Source organism: Bifidobacterium sp. UTCIF-1, assembly GCF_006408915.1.
GTDB classification, from domain to species: domain Bacteria; phylum Actinomycetota; class Actinomycetes; order Actinomycetales; family Bifidobacteriaceae; genus Bifidobacterium; species Bifidobacterium reuteri.
The window spans coordinates 114,204-130,783 of sequence record NZ_JFAG01000002.1 but is presented as its reverse complement, the minus strand read 5'-3'; the positions used below and the strand labels follow the sequence as shown (position 1 = coordinate 130,783).

The window sequence follows — 16,580 nt, the reverse complement described above, 5'->3', positions numbered from 1 at the left end:
TCTGTTTGGCGTAAGCCCGCATGAAAGGACGAGACGATGAGCGAATCACTGGCAACCAAGGAACTGACCGGCGAAGAAGTGGCCGAGCTGCACCGCGAATACGTGATGCAGTCCTGGCACAAGCAGGGCGAGCCGGTGATACCGGTCAAGTCCGCCAAGGGCATCTACGTCTACGACTACGACGGCAACAAGTACGCCGACATGTCGTCGCTGCTGGTGTGTTCCAACCTCGGCCATGAACTGCCCGAGATCGTGGATGCCATCAAGGCCCAGGCCGACAAGATGTGTTTCATGGCCCCTGCCTACGCCTCCGAGCCGAAGTCCAAGCTCGCCAAGATGATTGTCGACCTTGCCGGCAGCGACTTCTACCAGCGTGTGTTCTTCACCAACGGCGGCGCCGACTCCAACGAGAACGCCATCAAGATGGCCCGCATGGTCACCGGCCGCCAGAAGATCTTCAGCTGCTACCGCTCCTACCATGGTTCGACGTTGGGCGCGTCCTTCGCCTCCGGCGATTGGCGTCGCTTCGCCACCGAGGCCGGCGGCGCGGCCCCGAGCTTCGTGCACTTCATGAACCCGAACATGTACGAGGACGGCTTCGAACGCGGCAAGGATGACGCCAAGGTCACCGCTGTGTACCTCAAGCGCCTCGAAGACCAGATCATCTACGAGAACCCGGACGATATCGCCGCCATCATCATGGAATCCATCGTCGGCGCCAACGGTGTGATCCTGCCGCCGGACGGCTACATGGAGGGTGTGCGCGCCCTGTGCGACAAGTACGGCATCCTGATGATCTGCGACGAGGTCATGGCCGGATGGTGCCGCACCGGCAAGATGTTCGCCTGGCAGAACTTCGACATCAAGCCCGACATCTTCACCTTCGCCAAGGGCGTCACCTGTGGTTATGTGCCGCTGGGCGGCGTGGTGGTCTCCAAGACCATCTCCGACTACTTCACCGACCATGTGCTGCAGTGCGGTCTGACCTATTCCGGCCACACGCTGGCTTGCGCCGCCGGCGTGGCCGCCGTCAACTACTACGTCGAGCATGACGTAGCCGGTCACGTCAAGGAGATGGAAGGCATCCTGAAGCCGTTCCTCGAGGAAATGGCAGCCAAGCACAAGTGCGTGGGCGAATCGCGCACCATCGGCCTGTTCTCCGCGATGACCATCGTCAAGAACAAGGAGACTCGCGAACTGATGAGCCCGTACCACACCGCCAATCCGGTGATGGGCAAGATCATGGGCGCCTTGAAGGACAAGGGCTTCCTGACCTTCGGCCGTGAGACCAACGTGAACATCTGCCCGCCGCTGACCATCACCGCCGAAGAGCTCAAGGCCGAACTGCCCAAGGTGGATGAGGTCCTGACCTGGGTCGACGAGAACTTCTGCGACTGAGTCCTTGCTGCGGCTCCCCTCGTTGAGGAGAGCCGTCGGCATAAGCCGACGGCGGGGAGCCGTACGGACAGAAAGGAACGACAACAATGCTTTGGGATTATCAACAGCCGGTCGCCATACGCTTCGGCAACGGCCGCGTCCGTGAGATCAAGGACGTGGCGGCGGAAATGGGTCTAACGGAAGGGGGCCTGCTCGTTTCCGAGCGTCTCTTCGCCAAGAACGGCACCGCTGAGAGGATTGTCAAGGACTCCGAAGGCGCGATCAGCGAGATCTTCTCCGAATTCTCGCCCAACCCGGACGTTACCGAAGTGGATAAGGCCGCGGCCCTGATCCGCGAGAAGAACCTCAAATTCGTGGTGGCGATGGGCGGCGGCAGCGCGATGGACCTCGCCAAATCGGCGGCCAGCATCGCCCTGACGAACGATTCCATTGCTGACTACCACGGCACTGGCAAGGCCATGCCTCAGGAGCATTTGCCGATCATCGCAGTGCCCACCACAGCCGGCACCGGCTCCGAAGTCACCTGCGTATCCGTTCTCACCAACCGCGCGCTGGGCAAGAAGGCGCCGATTGTCTCGGACGGCTTCTTCCCCTCAGTGGCCATCATCGACCCAGAACTGACCTATTCGGTGCCGCCGCACGTCACCGCCTCCACCGGCATGGACGTGCTGAGCCAAGCAATCGAAGGCTATTGGAGCAAGGGGCATCAGCCGATCTGCGACGCCTGCGCCATTCACGCTGCGCCGCTCGTGTTCAAGTACCTGCCCATCGCCGTGGCCGAACCGGACAACGCGGAGGCCCGTCAGAAGATGTGCGAGGCGTCAGTGATCGCCGGGCTGGCGTTCACGCTGCCGAAGACCACGTCCTCGCACGCCTGCTCCTTCCCGCTGACCAATATCCATGGCATTGCGCACGGCGAGGCCTGCGGTCTGACGCTCGACTGGTTTGCCAGAATCAACGCGGACGCCCAGCACGGCCGTGTGCAGGAGTTCGCCCGGGCCATCGGCTTCGAGGATGTGGGTGCGATGGCCGACGCCATTCACGAGCTCAAGGCCAAGGTGGGGCTGCGCACCGGGCTCAAGGACCTCGGCCTGAGCGCCGAGCAGATCGACGATCTGGTGCGCATCAGCCGCCATCCGAACCTGTACAACAATCCGGTCGAGATCACCGACGAGATGCTCCGGGACATGTACGAGCATCTGGCCGCCACCGACTGACCGGAGCGAGCCGAGACAGGGAATGGTTATGCCGGGCGCTTGGCATCATACCGGGCGCCTTCCTCGGTCTCGCTATCGTATTCCATATTCAAGTCCACTATTCGAGCAATCGGTAATAATGTGGAAACAGAACGTTTGCAAGTCGTAAGAACTACGTAATCGATCACGCGATTGCCGCCGGTACAACAAGGGAAACATCGGGAAAGACCAGCAGAGGAGACGATTATGAGCGATGCAACAACACCGACTCCGAGCCGAAACCAGAATGAGCCGGGCACGTCGGTAGTGGCGGGAACCGCCATCAGCGGAGTGTCCATTGTAGAGGGTGCCGCCACCGCCAAGCGCAAGCCCCTGCCTACATGGATGAAGTCGAAGAAGATTCAGCCGCTGATTTCGCTGGTGCTGCTGATCGCCGTATGGTGGGCGGTCACTTCCGCCGGCCTCATCAACTCGCTGTACCTGCCGGGGCCGAAAGCCGTATGGGACGCCTTCATCGAGGCGAACAGCTGCCGACCGGCCTCCGCCGGATCCTCGCGCATCGTCTGCGGTGAACAGCAGTACTTCCTGTGGCAGCATCTTGTGGTCTCGCTGGAGCGCATCGGCATCGGCATGGCCCTGGGTATCGTGGTCGGCGTACTGGTCGGTTTCGTCTTGGCGGAAATCGGCTGGCTCAACCGCATCATCCTGCCATACATCAACTTCATTCGTGCGCTGCCGCCGCTGGGCTACATCGGTCTGCTCATCGTCTGGTTCGGCATCGGCGACACCACCAAGATCTGGCTGTTGTTCCTCGCTGCATTCCCGCCAATCGTGCTCGCCACCGTCGACGGTATCAACGGGGTGAACCGTGACCGCGTGAACTCCGCGCTCTCCCTCGGCGCATCGCGACCCAAAGCATTCCTGTTCGTGGTCTTCCCGAGCGCGTTGCCGTCCATCATGAACGGCATCCGGCTGGCGGTCGGCTTCGCGTGGACCACCGTGGTGGCCGCTGAGCTGAACAACGGTATCCCCGGCATCGGCGCGCTCGCCTATCTCTCCGGCACCGAGCTCAACACGCCATTGACCATCGCCTGCATCTTCGTGATCGGCATCGCGGCGCTGCTGCTCGATTGGCTGATTCTCGGCATCACCCATCTGGTGACACCGTGGGTGGGCAAGGAATAACGGCGAAGAGACAGTATGGCAAATCAATCGAGGAGAGGAATCACGATGCTGAAGAACAATGTCGCCAAGTTGATGGCGTCGGACGGTGGCGAGCGGCAGAACGGTTGTGAAACATATCGTGAAACAAAACGCCGCAGGATGGTTCGCCGAGTCGGAGCGCTGGCGGTGAGCGCTTCAATGCTCGCCGGTCTCGCCGGCTGCGGTAAGATGCCGACCGCCGACGAACTGGTCGGCAACACCTCGGGTGCGGCGGTAAGCGAATGTCCGGTGCCCTCGGCCAAGAACGAGGACTTCACCGGCACCATCCGCATCGCATGGCAGGCCATTCCGAACGCGGATCTGATTGTCAAAGACAAGGGGCTGCTTGAAGCCTGCCTGCCGAACGCCACCATCCAGTGGAGCCAGTTCAACTCCGGTGGAGATGTAATCCAGGCGTTCGGCTCGAACTCGCTGGACATCGGGCTGGCCGGTTCTTCCCCGGCAGTGCGCGCGGCATCCGCCCCGCTGAACCTTCCGGTGAAGGTGGTTTGGATCCATGACATCATCGGCGACGCGGAATCGTTGGTGGCACGCGGCGGCGACTACAAGTCCATCAAGGACCTCGCCGGCAAGAACATCGCCGTGCCGTTCGGCTCCACATCGCACTTCTCGCTGCTCTCCGCACTGCACAACGCGGGTATGAATGAGACCAGCGTGAACCTCATCAACCTTGACCCGGATAAGATGTCCGCCGCATGGACCCGCGGCGAGATTGACGCGGCTTGGGTGTGGGATCCGGTCCTGAGCACCTTGAAGGCGGATGGTGGCACCATCGTGACCTCCAGCGCCGCCACCGCCGTAACCGGTTCTGCAACCTACGATATGGAACTCGCCACGGACGCGTTCATCAAATCCAACCCGAAGGTCATGGAGACCTGGACCGCAGTGGAGAACTACGCGGTCGGACTCATCTCCAGCAAAGAGGCGGATTCTGCGGAATCCATCTCCACAATTCTCGGCAACTCGGTGGCCGACGTGAAGAAGCAGTTCAAGGGCTACACCTACCCGCAGGCCAAGGACCAAAGCGACATCTTCCACGGACAGCTGCCGGGCATCTTCAAGGACACCGCGGAATTCCTGAAAACCCAAGGCAGTCTGGACAAGGTGAGCGACGACTATTCCAACGTGCTCTACACCGACGCCATCGATCAGGTGGCCAAGCAGTAATCAGCCGCACCCGTGCAGTATTCAGCCGAGGTTCGCGCAGCGAGAAAGGACTTATCATGGCGAAGGACGACGCGCTCACTTGGGGTGAGCTTACCGAAAAGAAGACGATGGACGATCAGGGCGTGGCGGTGGACATCCGTGGCGTCAACAAACGGTTCATCACCCAGCAGGGCGATCAGGTGACCGCTTTGCATGACATCAACCTGACAATCAACAAGCATGACTTCATCTGCGTGGTCGGTCGTTCGGGCTGCGGCAAAACCACGCTGCTCAATATGTTGGCCGGCTTCGAGAAGCCGTCGGACGGTGAACTGGTCTCCGGCGGCGTGGCGATTGACGGACCGAGTCCAAAACGCGGCGTGGTGTTCCAGAAGCCTCCGCTCTATCCGTGGCTCACCGTGCGCAAGAACGTGGAGTTCGGCATGAAGATGCAGGGCGTACCGGTGGGGGAGCGTAAGGAACGCGCCGACCATTTCCTCGATTTGGTGGGACTGTCCTCCGCCGCCGACCGTCGTCCATACGAGCTCTCCGGCGGCATGCAGCAGCGTGCGCAGATCGCGCGCGTGCTCGCCACCGAGCCAGACGTGATCCTGATGGACGAGCCTTATGGCGCGTTGGACGCCCTGACCCGCGAGAAGCTGCAGAACGAGCTACTTCGTATATGGCGCGAACGCCACAGCACGGTGTTCTTCATCACTCACAGCGTGGACGAGGCCATTTTCCTCGCTACTCGTGTGATTGTGATGAGCGCGCACCCCGGCACGGTGAAGATGGACATTCCAATCACATTGCCGCGCGACCCCGATGATCCGGACAATATGGAGAAGGTGCGTGCCATGCCCGAATTCGTCAAGCTGCGCGAGGAGATCACCCAGGCCATCTATGTGCAGGACGATCAGGAGTAGCCGGTGGTTCAGGAGGCCGTCCAGGAGCAGTCAGTGGCAGATGGAGAGAGGGGGTCAAAAGCCGAGAAGGCCGAGAAGGCCGCGAAAGCCGCGTGCAGGTAAAACAGCACTAGTTATTTGGGTATGCAGGTAAAAAGTGCACATGAAGAGGCCTTTTTGATGCTGGTCGCGTACCTGTTTTACCTGCAGCTGTGCTTTACGACACTGTTTCACCTGCAACTATGACTTATATCTGTACCTGTTTTGCCTGCAGATGACGGCTGGCCTTGTCGTTACTCCGGTATTGCTGGTCTTCATGGCATTGTTTCACCTGCAGCTTGTTTTTGACTGGGCTAAGCTGGTGAACATGCGCGTAATCTCAGGACGATTCAAAGGCGTGGCGCTGGCCACTCCGAAAACCGGCACCCGGCCCACCACCGACCGGACCAAGGAGGCCATCTTCTCCCATCTCGACTCATGGGGAGTTCTGGATGGCGCCCGCGTGCTCGACCTGTTCGCCGGCACGGGCGCACTCGGCATCGAGGCGCTGAGCCGTGGCGCTCGCGAATTGGTCGCCGTGGAAAGCTCGCGCCCGGCTGCCGCGCTGATCTCGAAGACCCTCGCCGACCTGAAGCGCAACCGTTCGTGGAGCGCCGATCTGAACGCCCGTGTGCTGGTGAAGAAGGCCGAAACGGTGGCCGGAGGCTTCGGGGAGCCGTTCGGTGTGATTTTCATCGACCCGCCCTACGCCTATGGAACCGACGAATGCAACCAGTTGCTCGCCGATCTGGCCACCGGAGATGCCACCAACGAGCGCACGGTCATCATGCTGGAACGTTCGATCCGCTCCGACGATCCCGCAGCGCCTGAGGGCTGGGCGATCACCGAGCGCCGCAACTACGGCGAAACCGCCGTGTTCTACATCGAGCCGATCGCAGAGTCCGCCGACACCGCCGAGCAAGCTACTGAGGCCTCGGTGGTCGCCGAATCCTAGACGCGGTTCGCCAGACAATCAGCCCAGTCGCCGCGGGTGGGCGGCGGAAACCTCCCAGCCCAGCGACATCAGTGTTTTACGGTCGGCCTTGTCCAGCGCCTTGCAATCCAGGGCTTCGATAAGGTCCGGCCGTATGTCGTTGGTGCGGGCCAGCGCCTCATCGCGACGGAACCGGTCGACTTTGCCGTGGTCGCCGGACAGTAGGATCTCCGGTACGGATATGCCTCGCCACACCGCGGGCTTCGTGTACTGATGGTGCTCCAGCAGTGCGCCTTCGCCGGTATAGGATTCCTCCACAATCGATTCGGGGTTGCCCATGAACCCCGGCATCAGGCGGGTGATCGCCTCCAGCATCACGGAGACGGCCACCTCGCCGCCGTTCAGCACATAGTCGCCGATCGAATACTCGCGCACATCGATGCCCTGCGCGCGGTAGTACTCGGGGATGCGGGCATCATAGCCTTCATAGCGTCCGCAGCCGAACAGCAGATGGCCGGCATGGCTGAGCTCGGTGGCATCACGCTGGGTAAACAGCGGAGCGGACGGATTCGGGAAGATCAGCACTGGGGCGGATTCCTGAGTCGGTGCCATGTCGGTGCCGTTCGTTGCGCCATTGTCACTGCCTCCGTCGGGCTCGACGGTGGCATCACGATCCATCACATCCGCAGCGTCCTCATCCAGAAGCGCATCGTCGCGAATTTCCGAGAAGTCAAGTATCGCTTCATCAGGTGAATCCTCGGCTTCCGAGGAGGGGAATGCGAGTTCCTCCGCCGGGCCGTTTTCCGAGGGAGGCTCCAGTTCCAGCAGGTCGTCCAGGCATTCCGCCCATACCTCGGGCTTCATCACCATGCCGGCACCGCCGCCCACCGGGGTGTCGTCCACCGAATGATGCACGTCATGCGTCCAGTCGCGCAGGTTATGGGCGGTGATCTCCAGAAGGCCCTTGCTTTGCGCCTTGCCCATCAGGCTCAAGTTCAGTACCTCGAAGTACTCGGGGAATACGCTCACGATATCAATCTTCATGTCACACAGCCTATCGGTACCCGTCCATAAGAAGCTCGCGCATTACAGACCCGTCGTTACACTATTGCGATGATGAACACGACGATGACCATTCCCACACGCAAGAAGCCCGAAGTGCTGGCGCCAGCCGGCAATCTGAGGGGGCTCAAGACCGCGGTCGATTACGGTGCCGACGCCGTCTACTGCGGCGGCAAGGCGTTCGGCATGCGCTCCGCCCCCAAGAACCTGAGCCTCGAGGACTTTGAGGAGGGCTCGCGCTACGCCCATGCGCGCGGCGCCCGCGTGTACGTGACCTGCAACGTACTGCCGCGCAACAACGAGATCGAGGCGATGCGCGAGTACGTGGGCCAGCTCAAGGACACCGGTGTGGACGCGTTGATCGTCTCCGACATCGGCGTGATGATGATGGCCCGTCAGGTGGCGCCGAACCTGGAGCTGCACGTCTCCACGCAGGCTGGCGTGACCAATTATCAGGCTGCGAACGCCTTCTATGAGCTGGGTGCCCGCCGTGTGGTGCTGGCCCGCGAGATGGATCTGCAGGCCGTGCGCGACATCCGCGCCAACATCCCCGACGACCTCGACATCGAGTGCTTCGTCCATGGCGCGATGTGCATGGCCTTCTCCGGCCGCTGCCTGTTCTCCAACTATCTGACCGGGCGCGACGGCAATCATGGCGAATGCGCGCAGCCATGCCGTTGGAAGTATTCGATCGTGGAGGAGAAGCGCCCCGGCAAGTACTATCCGATCGAGCAGACCAAGGACGGCGCCTACCTGTTCAATTCGCAGGACATGAACATGCTCGATCACCTGGATGACCTGATCGACTCCGGCGCCACCAGCCTCAAGATCGAAGGCCGCGCCAAAAGCGCGTATTACATCGCCGCGATGACCAACGCCTATAAGACCGCGGTCAACGAATACATGGTGCAGCGCGGGTTCGAATCGGCGGACGGCACGGTTTTGCAGCCGTTCCACGACCGCGTGGTCCGCCCGTCCGATCCCGATTATGCCGAGGTGATGGCCGCGTTCGGCTCGGATGATGCCGGCGATCAGGTGATGCGCAACGCCGACAAGGCGTTCGCCGGTGTGGCGGACGACGGCTACGAGCGTCCGGGCATCACCGTGATAGGACAGTCCGGTGCCGGTGCCGGTGCCGGTGCAGATGTCGTCGCCGTCGCCGAGCCCGACGGCATGAGCGCGCACGCCCGCTCCACCCGGCGCAAATCCAACACGGCGGTGGAAGTCATCGAGAGCGATTGGAAGCATGCCGCGGTCCGTCCCGCCCCGCACGTGACGTTGCCCGGATGGCTGCTTGAGGAGACCGACAAAGTCGCCCATCGCGACTACTCCACTGGGTTCTACTATCCCGAACACAAGGTGACGCAGAACATCGACCGCTCCGCCTACTTCCGCTCGTGGATGGTGGTAGGCGAGGTGCTGAGCTGGAGCGCCGACGAAGGCGGTCGCGTCACGCTGATGAGCCGCAACAAGATCGAGCCGGGCCAGGAAGTCGAATTCCTGCTGCCCGGTGAACAGCCGCTGGTGTTCACCGTGCCGGACGCAGGTCTGCGGGATGCCGATGGCCAGCCCGTCCCCGCCATCAACAATCCCGCGCACGTGTTCTCGATGCCCTGCCCGCACCAGGTGCCGATTAACGCCGCCATCCGCTCCCGCACCAAGAAACCCACGTTGAAAGCCGAATGACCATGACCGAATACAGTGACGAAATCCTTGACTCCAACGCCATCAGCTCCACCGACCGTGAAGGGCGTCCGATTCCGGTGACCATCCCGATTGCATTGGCGCCCGGCGTCAAGGTGGTCTACACCACCAGGCTCGGCGGCCTCAGTACAGGCGATTGGGGCAACCTCAACCTCGGTGGCAAATCCGGCGACGAGCCGGAGGCCGTGCTGTCCAACCGCATCGCGCTCGCCGAAGCGGTCGGCGCGCCGCTGTCCTTGGTGTCCCAAGTGCATTCCGGCGTCGCGGTGGACGTCGATACCGACGAATACGCCGTGAACACCGATTTCGGTTTCGACGGTTCCGGTACGCGTCATGCGCTGTCTGCCGCGGGACTTGTTGCCGACGAGGCGACCGGAAACACCGATGCCGAACACGGCGGTGCCGTGGTCATTGACGCCGACGGTCAGGTCTCCGCCCGGCGAGGCATCGCGTTGGGCATGTTCGCCGCTGACTGCCTGCCGGTATTGATGGCCGACCCGGTGGCCGGCATCATCGGCGCCGCGCATTGCGGACGCCGCGGTCTGGAACGCGGCATCATCGGCGCCACGGTGGAATTGATGAAGCTCAAAGGTGCCGAGCCGAGCCGCATCGTGGCCACATTGGGCCCGCGCATCTGCGGCGACTGCTATGAGGTGGGCGATGACATCGCCGATCAGTTCGTCAAGAGATTCCCCCTGACCAAGACCCAAACCCGCTTCGGTGGAGCGGGCATCGACATAGCCGAGGCCGCGATGATCGATCTGGCGTTCGCGGGCGTTCATCAGGTCGTCGATTCGATGCCGCGCGTGCACGCCGCCACCGAATATCTGGAAGAAGACACCGAACTGGCCGAACTGTGCCGTACTGATGGCGAGGGACCGGCGGCGCTCGCCGAACGCATCGCCCATATCAACCGCAGCATGTGCACGCTCGAAAACCCGCTCTGGTATTCGCATCGCCGCGCCTCGCTGGCGGGCAAGTCCCACGAAGGCCGCATGCTTGCTCTCGTCGTGCGCGAATAGTGCACGGACGATGCACGAATAGCACATGCGCAATGTGTGGATAGTGCACGAATCACGAGCACATTCGGTAAAGAATGTAAAGAATAGAGTGACGCAGGTCACGAACGGGTATCCCTCACCCTACGGTGGTGCCTATGACTGAGAGAGAAATCGATACTTCCACCATGCGCGCGTCTGCGCACGCGACTGTGCAGACGTCTGCGCAATCATCGTCTGCCGGCCAAGCCGCGACCCCGCAATCCGCGCCGGTGGTGGCCGTGGTGCTCGCCGCGGGATTCGGCACGCGATTCGACCCTGACAATCCCAAGCAATTGGTATCTGTGGGTGGCAAGCCTATCGTGTGCTGGAGCATTGAGGCGTTCGAGCGATGCGCACGCGTGAGCGATATCGTCGTGGTGGTCAACAGCAGAGTGCGCTCCCAAGTCGAATCGCTGATCGACCAGCGGAGATACGCCAAGGTGCGTGTGGTGATCGACGGCGGTGCCGAACGTGTGGATTCCACTGCTGCGGCCCTGGACATGTTGGCTCAGGCCGGAATCCCGGATGACGCCAAGATTCTCATCCATGACGCCGTGCGTCCGTTCGTCCAGCAGTCGGCGATCGACGGATCCATCGACGCCCTCGACCAGTTCAAGGCCGCCACCGTGGCCTATGCGTCCACGGACACCGTGCTGCTCACCGAGGATCTGGGCGATCTCAAAGTGGTCAGGTCCGTGCCGGACCGTCCGAACACGTTCCGCGCGCAGACGCCGCAGTCCTTCCGGTTCTCCACGATCCGCAAGGCCTATGAGCTCGCCGCCGCCGACCCGGACTTCCATCCCACCGACGATACGCGCGTGGTGGTGGACTACCTGCCGAACGAACCGGTGGCCATCGTCTCCGGCGCGGAGACCAACCTCAAGATCACCACGCTGGAGGACATCCCCACCGCCGAGCGCATCGCCGAGGAGATCGAGGGCCGCGACCCGAAGGAGGAGGCCCGCGCGCGCATGCATGCGCTGCTTGCCCAGGCCGCGGGCCAGATGCGGTAGTCGCAGGCGGCTACACTGTGTGATATGCGTGAACTTAATGTGGTGATATCCGGATTCGACCATTATGCTGACGTGGACATCAACCCTGCATACGAGGTGCCCAAGGCGATCGCCGAACGAGGCCTTGGAGAGCCGTCCGGACCGGACGACGTGCTCAACGAAGTTCAAGTCAAGTTTCACGCGGTCAGCCTTCCGGTGAGTTTCGCCAAGGCCTGGCCCATGCTGAAGGAAGGCATCGAAGCCACCCATCCGGATATCGTCATCGCCACAGGGCTCAAGCATTCCGCCCGCAGCGTGATGCTTGAGCGTTGCGCCACGAATCTGATGGATACGGAGCGCCCGGATGCCGACAATGTGATTCCGCGCCGCAAGCCCATTGACCCGAACGGTCCTGCGGCCTATTGGACCCGGCTGCCGTTGCGCTCGATTCTGCAGGATTTCACTGATGACTCCATCGCCGCATCGCTGAGCTCCGATGCCGGCACATTCGTATGCAATTCGCTGTTCTACAACCTGCTCAATTGGATGGATACGCAAGACCGCGTGCTGGGCGGATTCGTCAGCTTCCCGCCGGTACGTCCCGAGCAGTCGTCGCAGCATGGTCTGCCGCTCGAGCAGCAGATCGAAGCCGGGCGTGACGTGGTGCGCGAAACCGTGCGCTACTATCTCAACCCCTCCAGTTCGGACATTCTCATCGCCTGAACGCGCAGGACCGCCGCGGTGTCGCCATGGTCGTCATGACTTTGCTGCCGCGGGAAACTAGAACATCGTTCGCACGCATTGTAACGATTGCATATCGATGGCTGTATCCATCATCCGTATGCGGTACAGTGCATCAAGGACAAGCCAAAGGCTATTGGATGTGAAAGGATAATCAGCCATGGTGGATCGTTTCCCGGTGGTGCTGCGAGGATATGACAAAGAGAAGGTCGACTTGGCGTTCGACGCCGCCCAGAACAGCCTGAACCAGGCTCAGAAGACGTTGGCCAGCATGCGTGAGCAGATTGCCGCGGACGATGATCGCATCTTGCAGTTGCAGGCGCAGTTGCAGGAGGAACGCAACAAGAAGCCACAGAAGAACAGCTTCGCATCGCTCGGCGCCAACGCGCAGCAGATGCTCGCCTCCGCCGAACAGACCAGCACCGAGCTGCTGAACCGCGCCAAGCAGGACGCCTCCGCCACTCGTATGGCCGCCCAGGCCCAGGCGGAAACGCTGCTCAACAATGCCAAACTGGATGCACAGCACATCCTCGACGACGCCAACGCCAAGGCATCCTCCATCCTGCAGAACGCCACCACCCAGGCCGACTCCCTGACCTCTTCGGCCAAGCAGGAGACCGATCAGCTGCGTTCCGAGACCACCAAGAACATCACCGAGCAGCGTCAGGCCGTGGAACTTGAGCTGAGCAACGCACGCGAGGAGCACAACAAGAAGCTGTCCTCCGAGCGCGCCTCCCAGGAACGCGAGCTGGCGGACATGAAGGCCGAGGCCACCGCCAAGATCGCCGCGCAGCGCAAGGCCGCGAACGAGGAGATCTCCAAGCTCAAGTCCGATTCCAACGATCAGATCGAGGCCGCGCTTGCGGAGGCGAACAAGAAGCTCGCCGATGTGCGTGAACAGGTCTCCAAGATGATGACCGAGGCGCAGCGCAAGGCCGGTGAGATCATTGATGCCGCCAAGTCCAAGGCCCAGGAGATCACCGACGAGGCCGAGGTCAGCCGTACGAATACCATCAGCCAAGTCAGCGCCGAAGTCGAGCAGATCCGCAACGATATCGCCGCCCAGCAGGACGAGGCCACCAAGAAGGTCAATGAACTGTTGCAGCACTTGGAGGAGCGTCGCGAGGCAGCCAAGAAGGAGGCCGACGAGCTGGTGGGGCAGGCCAAGACCACCCGCGAAGAAGCCGATTCCTATGCAGCGAACAAGCGTCAGGAAGCGGATGCCCAGGCTGCCGCCATCGTGCATAAGGCCGGTGCGGACGCTGACGCCCAGGTGGCGGAGCGTCGCGCTGCCGCCCAGAGCGAGCTGGACAGCCTGACCAAGCACATCGCCGATCTTCAGGAGCGTGAGGCCACGATCACCCAGCGCGTTTCCGAACTGCGCTCTATGTTCGCCCAGGCCTTCTCCGGATTCGCGTTCGAGGCCACCAAGAACGCGGCCGAAACGTCGCTGCCGGTGGTCAATCCGGTGCCGGCACCGGTGGAAGGCGAAACCGTGACCGAGCCGGCCAAGGCCGTCGCCGAGGAGTCAGATGCTGCGCCTGCCGAGCAGTCGAACGAGGCCGAGGCTGCGAACGAGGCCGCTGTGTCCGCCGACGAACAGCCCACCGTGGCCATCGCGGAACAGCAGTGAGCGTGGTTACGGTCCTCGAAGAGTGCCTCACCGAGGCTCTTACCGAGTGCTGCATAGCCGTTGACAGCCATTGATGACTACTGATATGGTTCGTTGATCATGCCAAGCCCGGCCAGGTGCCGGGCTTTTGCATATCTATACACAAAATACCTGCAAACCTCCATCGTGGATCGTGTTGCAGGTCGTGCTGCAGGTATTTTGTGTCTATTTATGGCCTATTACGGGGACATGATATGCGCTGTTCCGCTGAATGCAGGTAAAACAGAGACATTTCAGCAGAATGTTGCAGGTAATACAGGTACATGAAAAGGGGGTGCAGGTAATTTGTGTCTCGATAGAGCCGGTTGTTGAGCGTACGGAAGCACAAAATACCTGCAGCTGGTTGTACAGGTACACAAAATACCTGCAGCTGATGTGCGGAAGCCTTTTACGGTCGGCCGGCTACACTGCTAGAGACAAGAACTTGCGGCACCTGTGCGTTGAGCCGGGTGCCGCAATCGTTGTAACACGCGCCACAAGCGCACCAATCCGAAGAAGGAGTAGACATGAGTGAACTCTCGCCTCTGACCGGCGAAGCGTTGCACGCCCTGCGTGACGAATTCGACGCCGACGGCACCAACCGTCTGGCCATGAACGCGGTGACCGCCGCCGGCATCGAGAAGGTGGCGCGCAACTACGACCGCGCACGTCTGCTGCAGCGTCGTTTCTCCACCGTGGTCGACAACGGCGAAGCCACCCATCAGGACCGTTCCGGCCGTTGCTGGCTGTTCAGCTCGTTGAACGTGGCCCGTTTCATCGCCAAGAAGAACATGAACCTCAAGGAGTTCGAGTTCTCCCAGAACTATGCGATGTACTACGATAAGCTCGAGCGCGTCAACTACTTCCTCAAGGATGTGGCCGCACTGGTGGCAGCCGGCGAACCTGCCGACTCCCGTCTGATGCAGCATCTGCTCGCCGACGTGATGGGCGACGGTGGCCAGTGGACGATGGCCATGAATGTGTACAAGAAGTATGGTGCCGTGCCGAAGGACCTGTTCCCGGAGACCGAATCCTCCAAGAACACCGGTGCGATGAACACCCAGCTGCGCCACCTGCTGCACACCGCCGTGGCACACCTGTATGCGGCGGCCGGCGATCAGGCCAAGACCGACGAGATCGTGGCCGAGACCACCGCTGCCGGACACCGCATCCTGACCATTCACCTCGGTGAGCCGCCGGTCTCCTTCGACTGGGAGTGGACCGACGCCGACGGCGAGTTCCACCGTGACGGCGAGATCACGCCGGTCGAATTCTGGCAGAAGTACGTGGGGCCTGCCGGCCTTGAGGACTACGTGTGCCTCGTGGACGACCCGCGCGCCGAACACGCCAAGGGCAAGAAGATTGGCATCGAGCATCTGGGCAATGTGGCCGGTGGAGACGCGACCGAATACCTGAACGTGCCGAACCAGTTCATGAAGGACTGCGTGCGCAAGATCCTGGTCGAACAGGGCATCCCGGTCTGGTTCGGCGCCGATTGCCACCCGTTCATGGACCGCGAGAACGGCTCTTGGGCCACCGATTTGTTCGAGTATGGCAAGGTGTACGACGTGGACTTCGACCTCGACAAGGAGGCCCGCGTGCGCTTCGCCGATTCGGCGATGAACCACGCCATGGCCTTCGCCGGCGTGGACGTCGCCGATGACGGCACCACGACCCGCCGCTGGCGCGTCGAGAATTCCTGGGGTTCGAAGATTGCGGACAAGGGCTACTTCACCATGTCCGACGACTGGTTCACCGAGTACGTCTACGAGGTGGCGGTTCCGAAGGCCATGCTCCCCGAGGAGTATCAGAAGGCCCTAGAAGAGCCTGCCACCATGCTCCCCGCATGGGATCCGATGGGCGCATTGGCTAAGTAGCGCGCGAAGCGCGCATCAGCCAATGCGAAAAGCCGGGAATAGAAAACAACCCAGTGGGTTGTTTTCCCGGCTTCCGGCCGACAGGCCGGCGGTGGGCGCGGAGCGCGCTTGCGTGAAACGCAAGCGCGCCTGAGCCGACGCGCCGTTGAGTGGAAAGCCCGGTGGGCTTTCCACAGGCGCGGCTCGGGGCCGATAGGCCACGAGGAACGGCGAAGGTAATGCTGAGTGCCGCCGTAGGCGGCTCCGTTCTTGCAGGGCGCGGAGCGCATTGGCTAACAAGTGGTCCGTCTCGTAATTGTCTGAGTGGTGTTGGCCCCTCTGACGACTACCCCTCAGTCGGCTACGCCGACAGCTCGTCCTGCAAATTCGGACGCGCTACGCGCGCATTCAACTGGCTCGCCTGTCGGCTCGCACAGCACCTACAAACAGCTTCGCTGTTTGCTTCACGGTGCTGTCCTGACAAGGGGAGCCATACAAGCCGTATCGGCCCCCTCTGACGAGGGGGCTGTCAGCGAAGCTGACTGGGGGAGAGACACGAGAAGAGTGCTCAATTATTAGTGAGACAGACCGCTAGTATGCCTAAGCCGCCGGCCCGCCACCCAACCCGCAAACGTCCGGCCGTCCACAAAACGGCCGGACGTTTCCATATCGGCAGACGCACAGGTAGACTT

The 16,580-nt window shown here is 61.7% G+C and carries 13 protein-coding genes; 12 read left to right on the top strand and 1 reads right to left on the bottom strand.

Going from position 1 to position 16,580, the window contains the following annotated elements:
- Positions 1–36: 36 nt before the first annotated feature.
- The 6 genes from BW09_RS01575 (at position 37) to rsmD (ending at position 6,863) form a co-directional block, all read left to right on the top strand.
- Positions 37–1,398 (top strand): aminotransferase class III-fold pyridoxal phosphate-dependent enzyme, encoded by a 1,362-nt coding sequence (locus tag BW09_RS01575; protein WP_044089185.1) that lies wholly within the window; start codon positions 37–39, stop codon positions 1,396–1,398.
- 86 nt (positions 1,399–1,484) lie between these two features.
- On the top strand, positions 1,485–2,615 hold the full coding sequence (locus BW09_RS01570; RefSeq protein ID WP_044089184.1) for an iron-containing alcohol dehydrogenase family protein: 1,131 nt from the start codon (positions 1,485–1,487) through the stop codon (positions 2,613–2,615).
- Between the two features lie 225 nt (positions 2,616–2,840).
- A complete protein-coding gene (locus BW09_RS01565; protein WP_081886463.1) occupies positions 2,841–3,779 on the top strand; it encodes an ABC transporter permease in 939 nt (312 codons plus the stop codon).
- 45 nt (positions 3,780–3,824) lie between these two features.
- Positions 3,825–4,985 (top strand): ABC transporter substrate-binding protein, encoded by a 1,161-nt coding sequence (locus tag BW09_RS01560; RefSeq protein ID WP_219846509.1) that lies wholly within the window; start codon positions 3,825–3,827, stop codon positions 4,983–4,985.
- 56 nt (positions 4,986–5,041) lie between these two features.
- Complete coding sequence (locus BW09_RS01555; RefSeq protein ID WP_202962209.1) at positions 5,042–5,890, top strand: ABC transporter ATP-binding protein; 849 nt, start codon at positions 5,042–5,044, stop codon at positions 5,888–5,890.
- Between the two features lie 346 nt (positions 5,891–6,236).
- Complete coding sequence (rsmD, locus tag BW09_RS01550) at positions 6,237–6,863, top strand: 16S rRNA (guanine(966)-N(2))-methyltransferase RsmD (RefSeq protein WP_181161726.1); 627 nt, start codon at positions 6,237–6,239, stop codon at positions 6,861–6,863.
- 18 nt (positions 6,864–6,881) lie between these two features.
- On the opposite strand, the gene BW09_RS01545 is transcribed toward rsmD, so the two are convergent.
- Positions 6,882–7,886 carry a tRNA (guanine(37)-N(1))-methyltransferase gene (locus tag BW09_RS01545; protein WP_044089182.1) on the bottom strand — a complete coding sequence of 335 codons (1,005 nt, stop codon included), beginning with the start codon at positions 7,884–7,886 and terminating at the stop codon, positions 6,882–6,884.
- An 84-nt stretch (positions 7,887–7,970) separates the two neighbouring features.
- On the opposite strand from BW09_RS01545, the gene BW09_RS01540 reads away from it, so the two are divergent.
- From BW09_RS01540 to BW09_RS01515, 6 genes are all read left to right on the top strand, one after another.
- Positions 7,971–9,590: a U32 family peptidase gene (locus BW09_RS01540; protein ID WP_181161729.1), complete on the top strand. Its 1,620-nt coding sequence runs from the start codon at positions 7,971–7,973 to the stop codon at positions 9,588–9,590.
- A 2-nt stretch (positions 9,591–9,592) separates the two neighbouring features.
- Positions 9,593–10,630, top strand: coding sequence for a polyphenol oxidase family protein (locus BW09_RS01535; RefSeq protein ID WP_140462816.1), 1,038 nt, complete (start codon positions 9,593–9,595; stop codon positions 10,628–10,630).
- Between the two features lie 164 nt (positions 10,631–10,794).
- On the top strand, positions 10,795–11,661 hold the full coding sequence (locus BW09_RS01530; protein WP_140464595.1) for an IspD/TarI family cytidylyltransferase: 867 nt from the start codon (positions 10,795–10,797) through the stop codon (positions 11,659–11,661).
- A gap of 24 nt (positions 11,662–11,685) precedes the next feature.
- A complete protein-coding gene (locus tag BW09_RS01525; protein WP_140464589.1) occupies positions 11,686–12,363 on the top strand; it encodes a pyroglutamyl-peptidase I in 678 nt (225 codons plus the stop codon).
- A 178-nt stretch (positions 12,364–12,541) separates the two neighbouring features.
- Complete coding sequence (locus BW09_RS01520) at positions 12,542–14,014, top strand: cell division protein (RefSeq protein WP_140464587.1); 1,473 nt, start codon at positions 12,542–12,544, stop codon at positions 14,012–14,014.
- 545 nt (positions 14,015–14,559) lie between these two features.
- Positions 14,560–15,909, top strand: coding sequence for a C1 family peptidase (locus BW09_RS01515; RefSeq protein ID WP_140464585.1), 1,350 nt, complete (start codon positions 14,560–14,562; stop codon positions 15,907–15,909).
- The last annotated feature ends 671 nt before the right edge of the window (positions 15,910–16,580 follow it).

Bases quoted from the DNA above. Each gene is read 5' to 3' on its own strand.
- BW09_RS01575 (WP_044089185.1), top strand. From the start codon at position 37: ATGAGCGAATCACTGGCAACCAAGGAACTGACCGGCGAAGAAGTGGCC.
- BW09_RS01570 (WP_044089184.1), top strand. From the start codon at position 1,485: ATGCTTTGGGATTATCAACAGCCGGTCGCCATACGCTTCGGCAACGGC.
- BW09_RS01565 (WP_081886463.1), top strand. From the start codon at position 2,841: ATGAGCGATGCAACAACACCGACTCCGAGCCGAAACCAGAATGAGCCG.
- BW09_RS01560 (WP_219846509.1), top strand. From the start codon at position 3,825: ATGCTGAAGAACAATGTCGCCAAGTTGATGGCGTCGGACGGTGGCGAG.
- BW09_RS01555 (WP_202962209.1), top strand. From the start codon at position 5,042: ATGGCGAAGGACGACGCGCTCACTTGGGGTGAGCTTACCGAAAAGAAG.
- rsmD (WP_181161726.1), top strand. From the start codon at position 6,237: ATGCGCGTAATCTCAGGACGATTCAAAGGCGTGGCGCTGGCCACTCCG.
- BW09_RS01545 (WP_044089182.1), bottom strand. From the start codon at position 7,886: ATGAAGATTGATATCGTGAGCGTATTCCCCGAGTACTTCGAGGTACTG.
- BW09_RS01540 (WP_181161729.1), top strand. From the start codon at position 7,971: ATGACCATTCCCACACGCAAGAAGCCCGAAGTGCTGGCGCCAGCCGGC.
- BW09_RS01535 (WP_140462816.1), top strand. From the start codon at position 9,593: ATGACCGAATACAGTGACGAAATCCTTGACTCCAACGCCATCAGCTCC.
- BW09_RS01530 (WP_140464595.1), top strand. From the start codon at position 10,795: ATGCGCGCGTCTGCGCACGCGACTGTGCAGACGTCTGCGCAATCATCG.
- BW09_RS01525 (WP_140464589.1), top strand. From the start codon at position 11,686: ATGCGTGAACTTAATGTGGTGATATCCGGATTCGACCATTATGCTGAC.
- BW09_RS01520 (WP_140464587.1), top strand. From the start codon at position 12,542: ATGGTGGATCGTTTCCCGGTGGTGCTGCGAGGATATGACAAAGAGAAG.
- BW09_RS01515 (WP_140464585.1), top strand. From the start codon at position 14,560: ATGAGTGAACTCTCGCCTCTGACCGGCGAAGCGTTGCACGCCCTGCGT.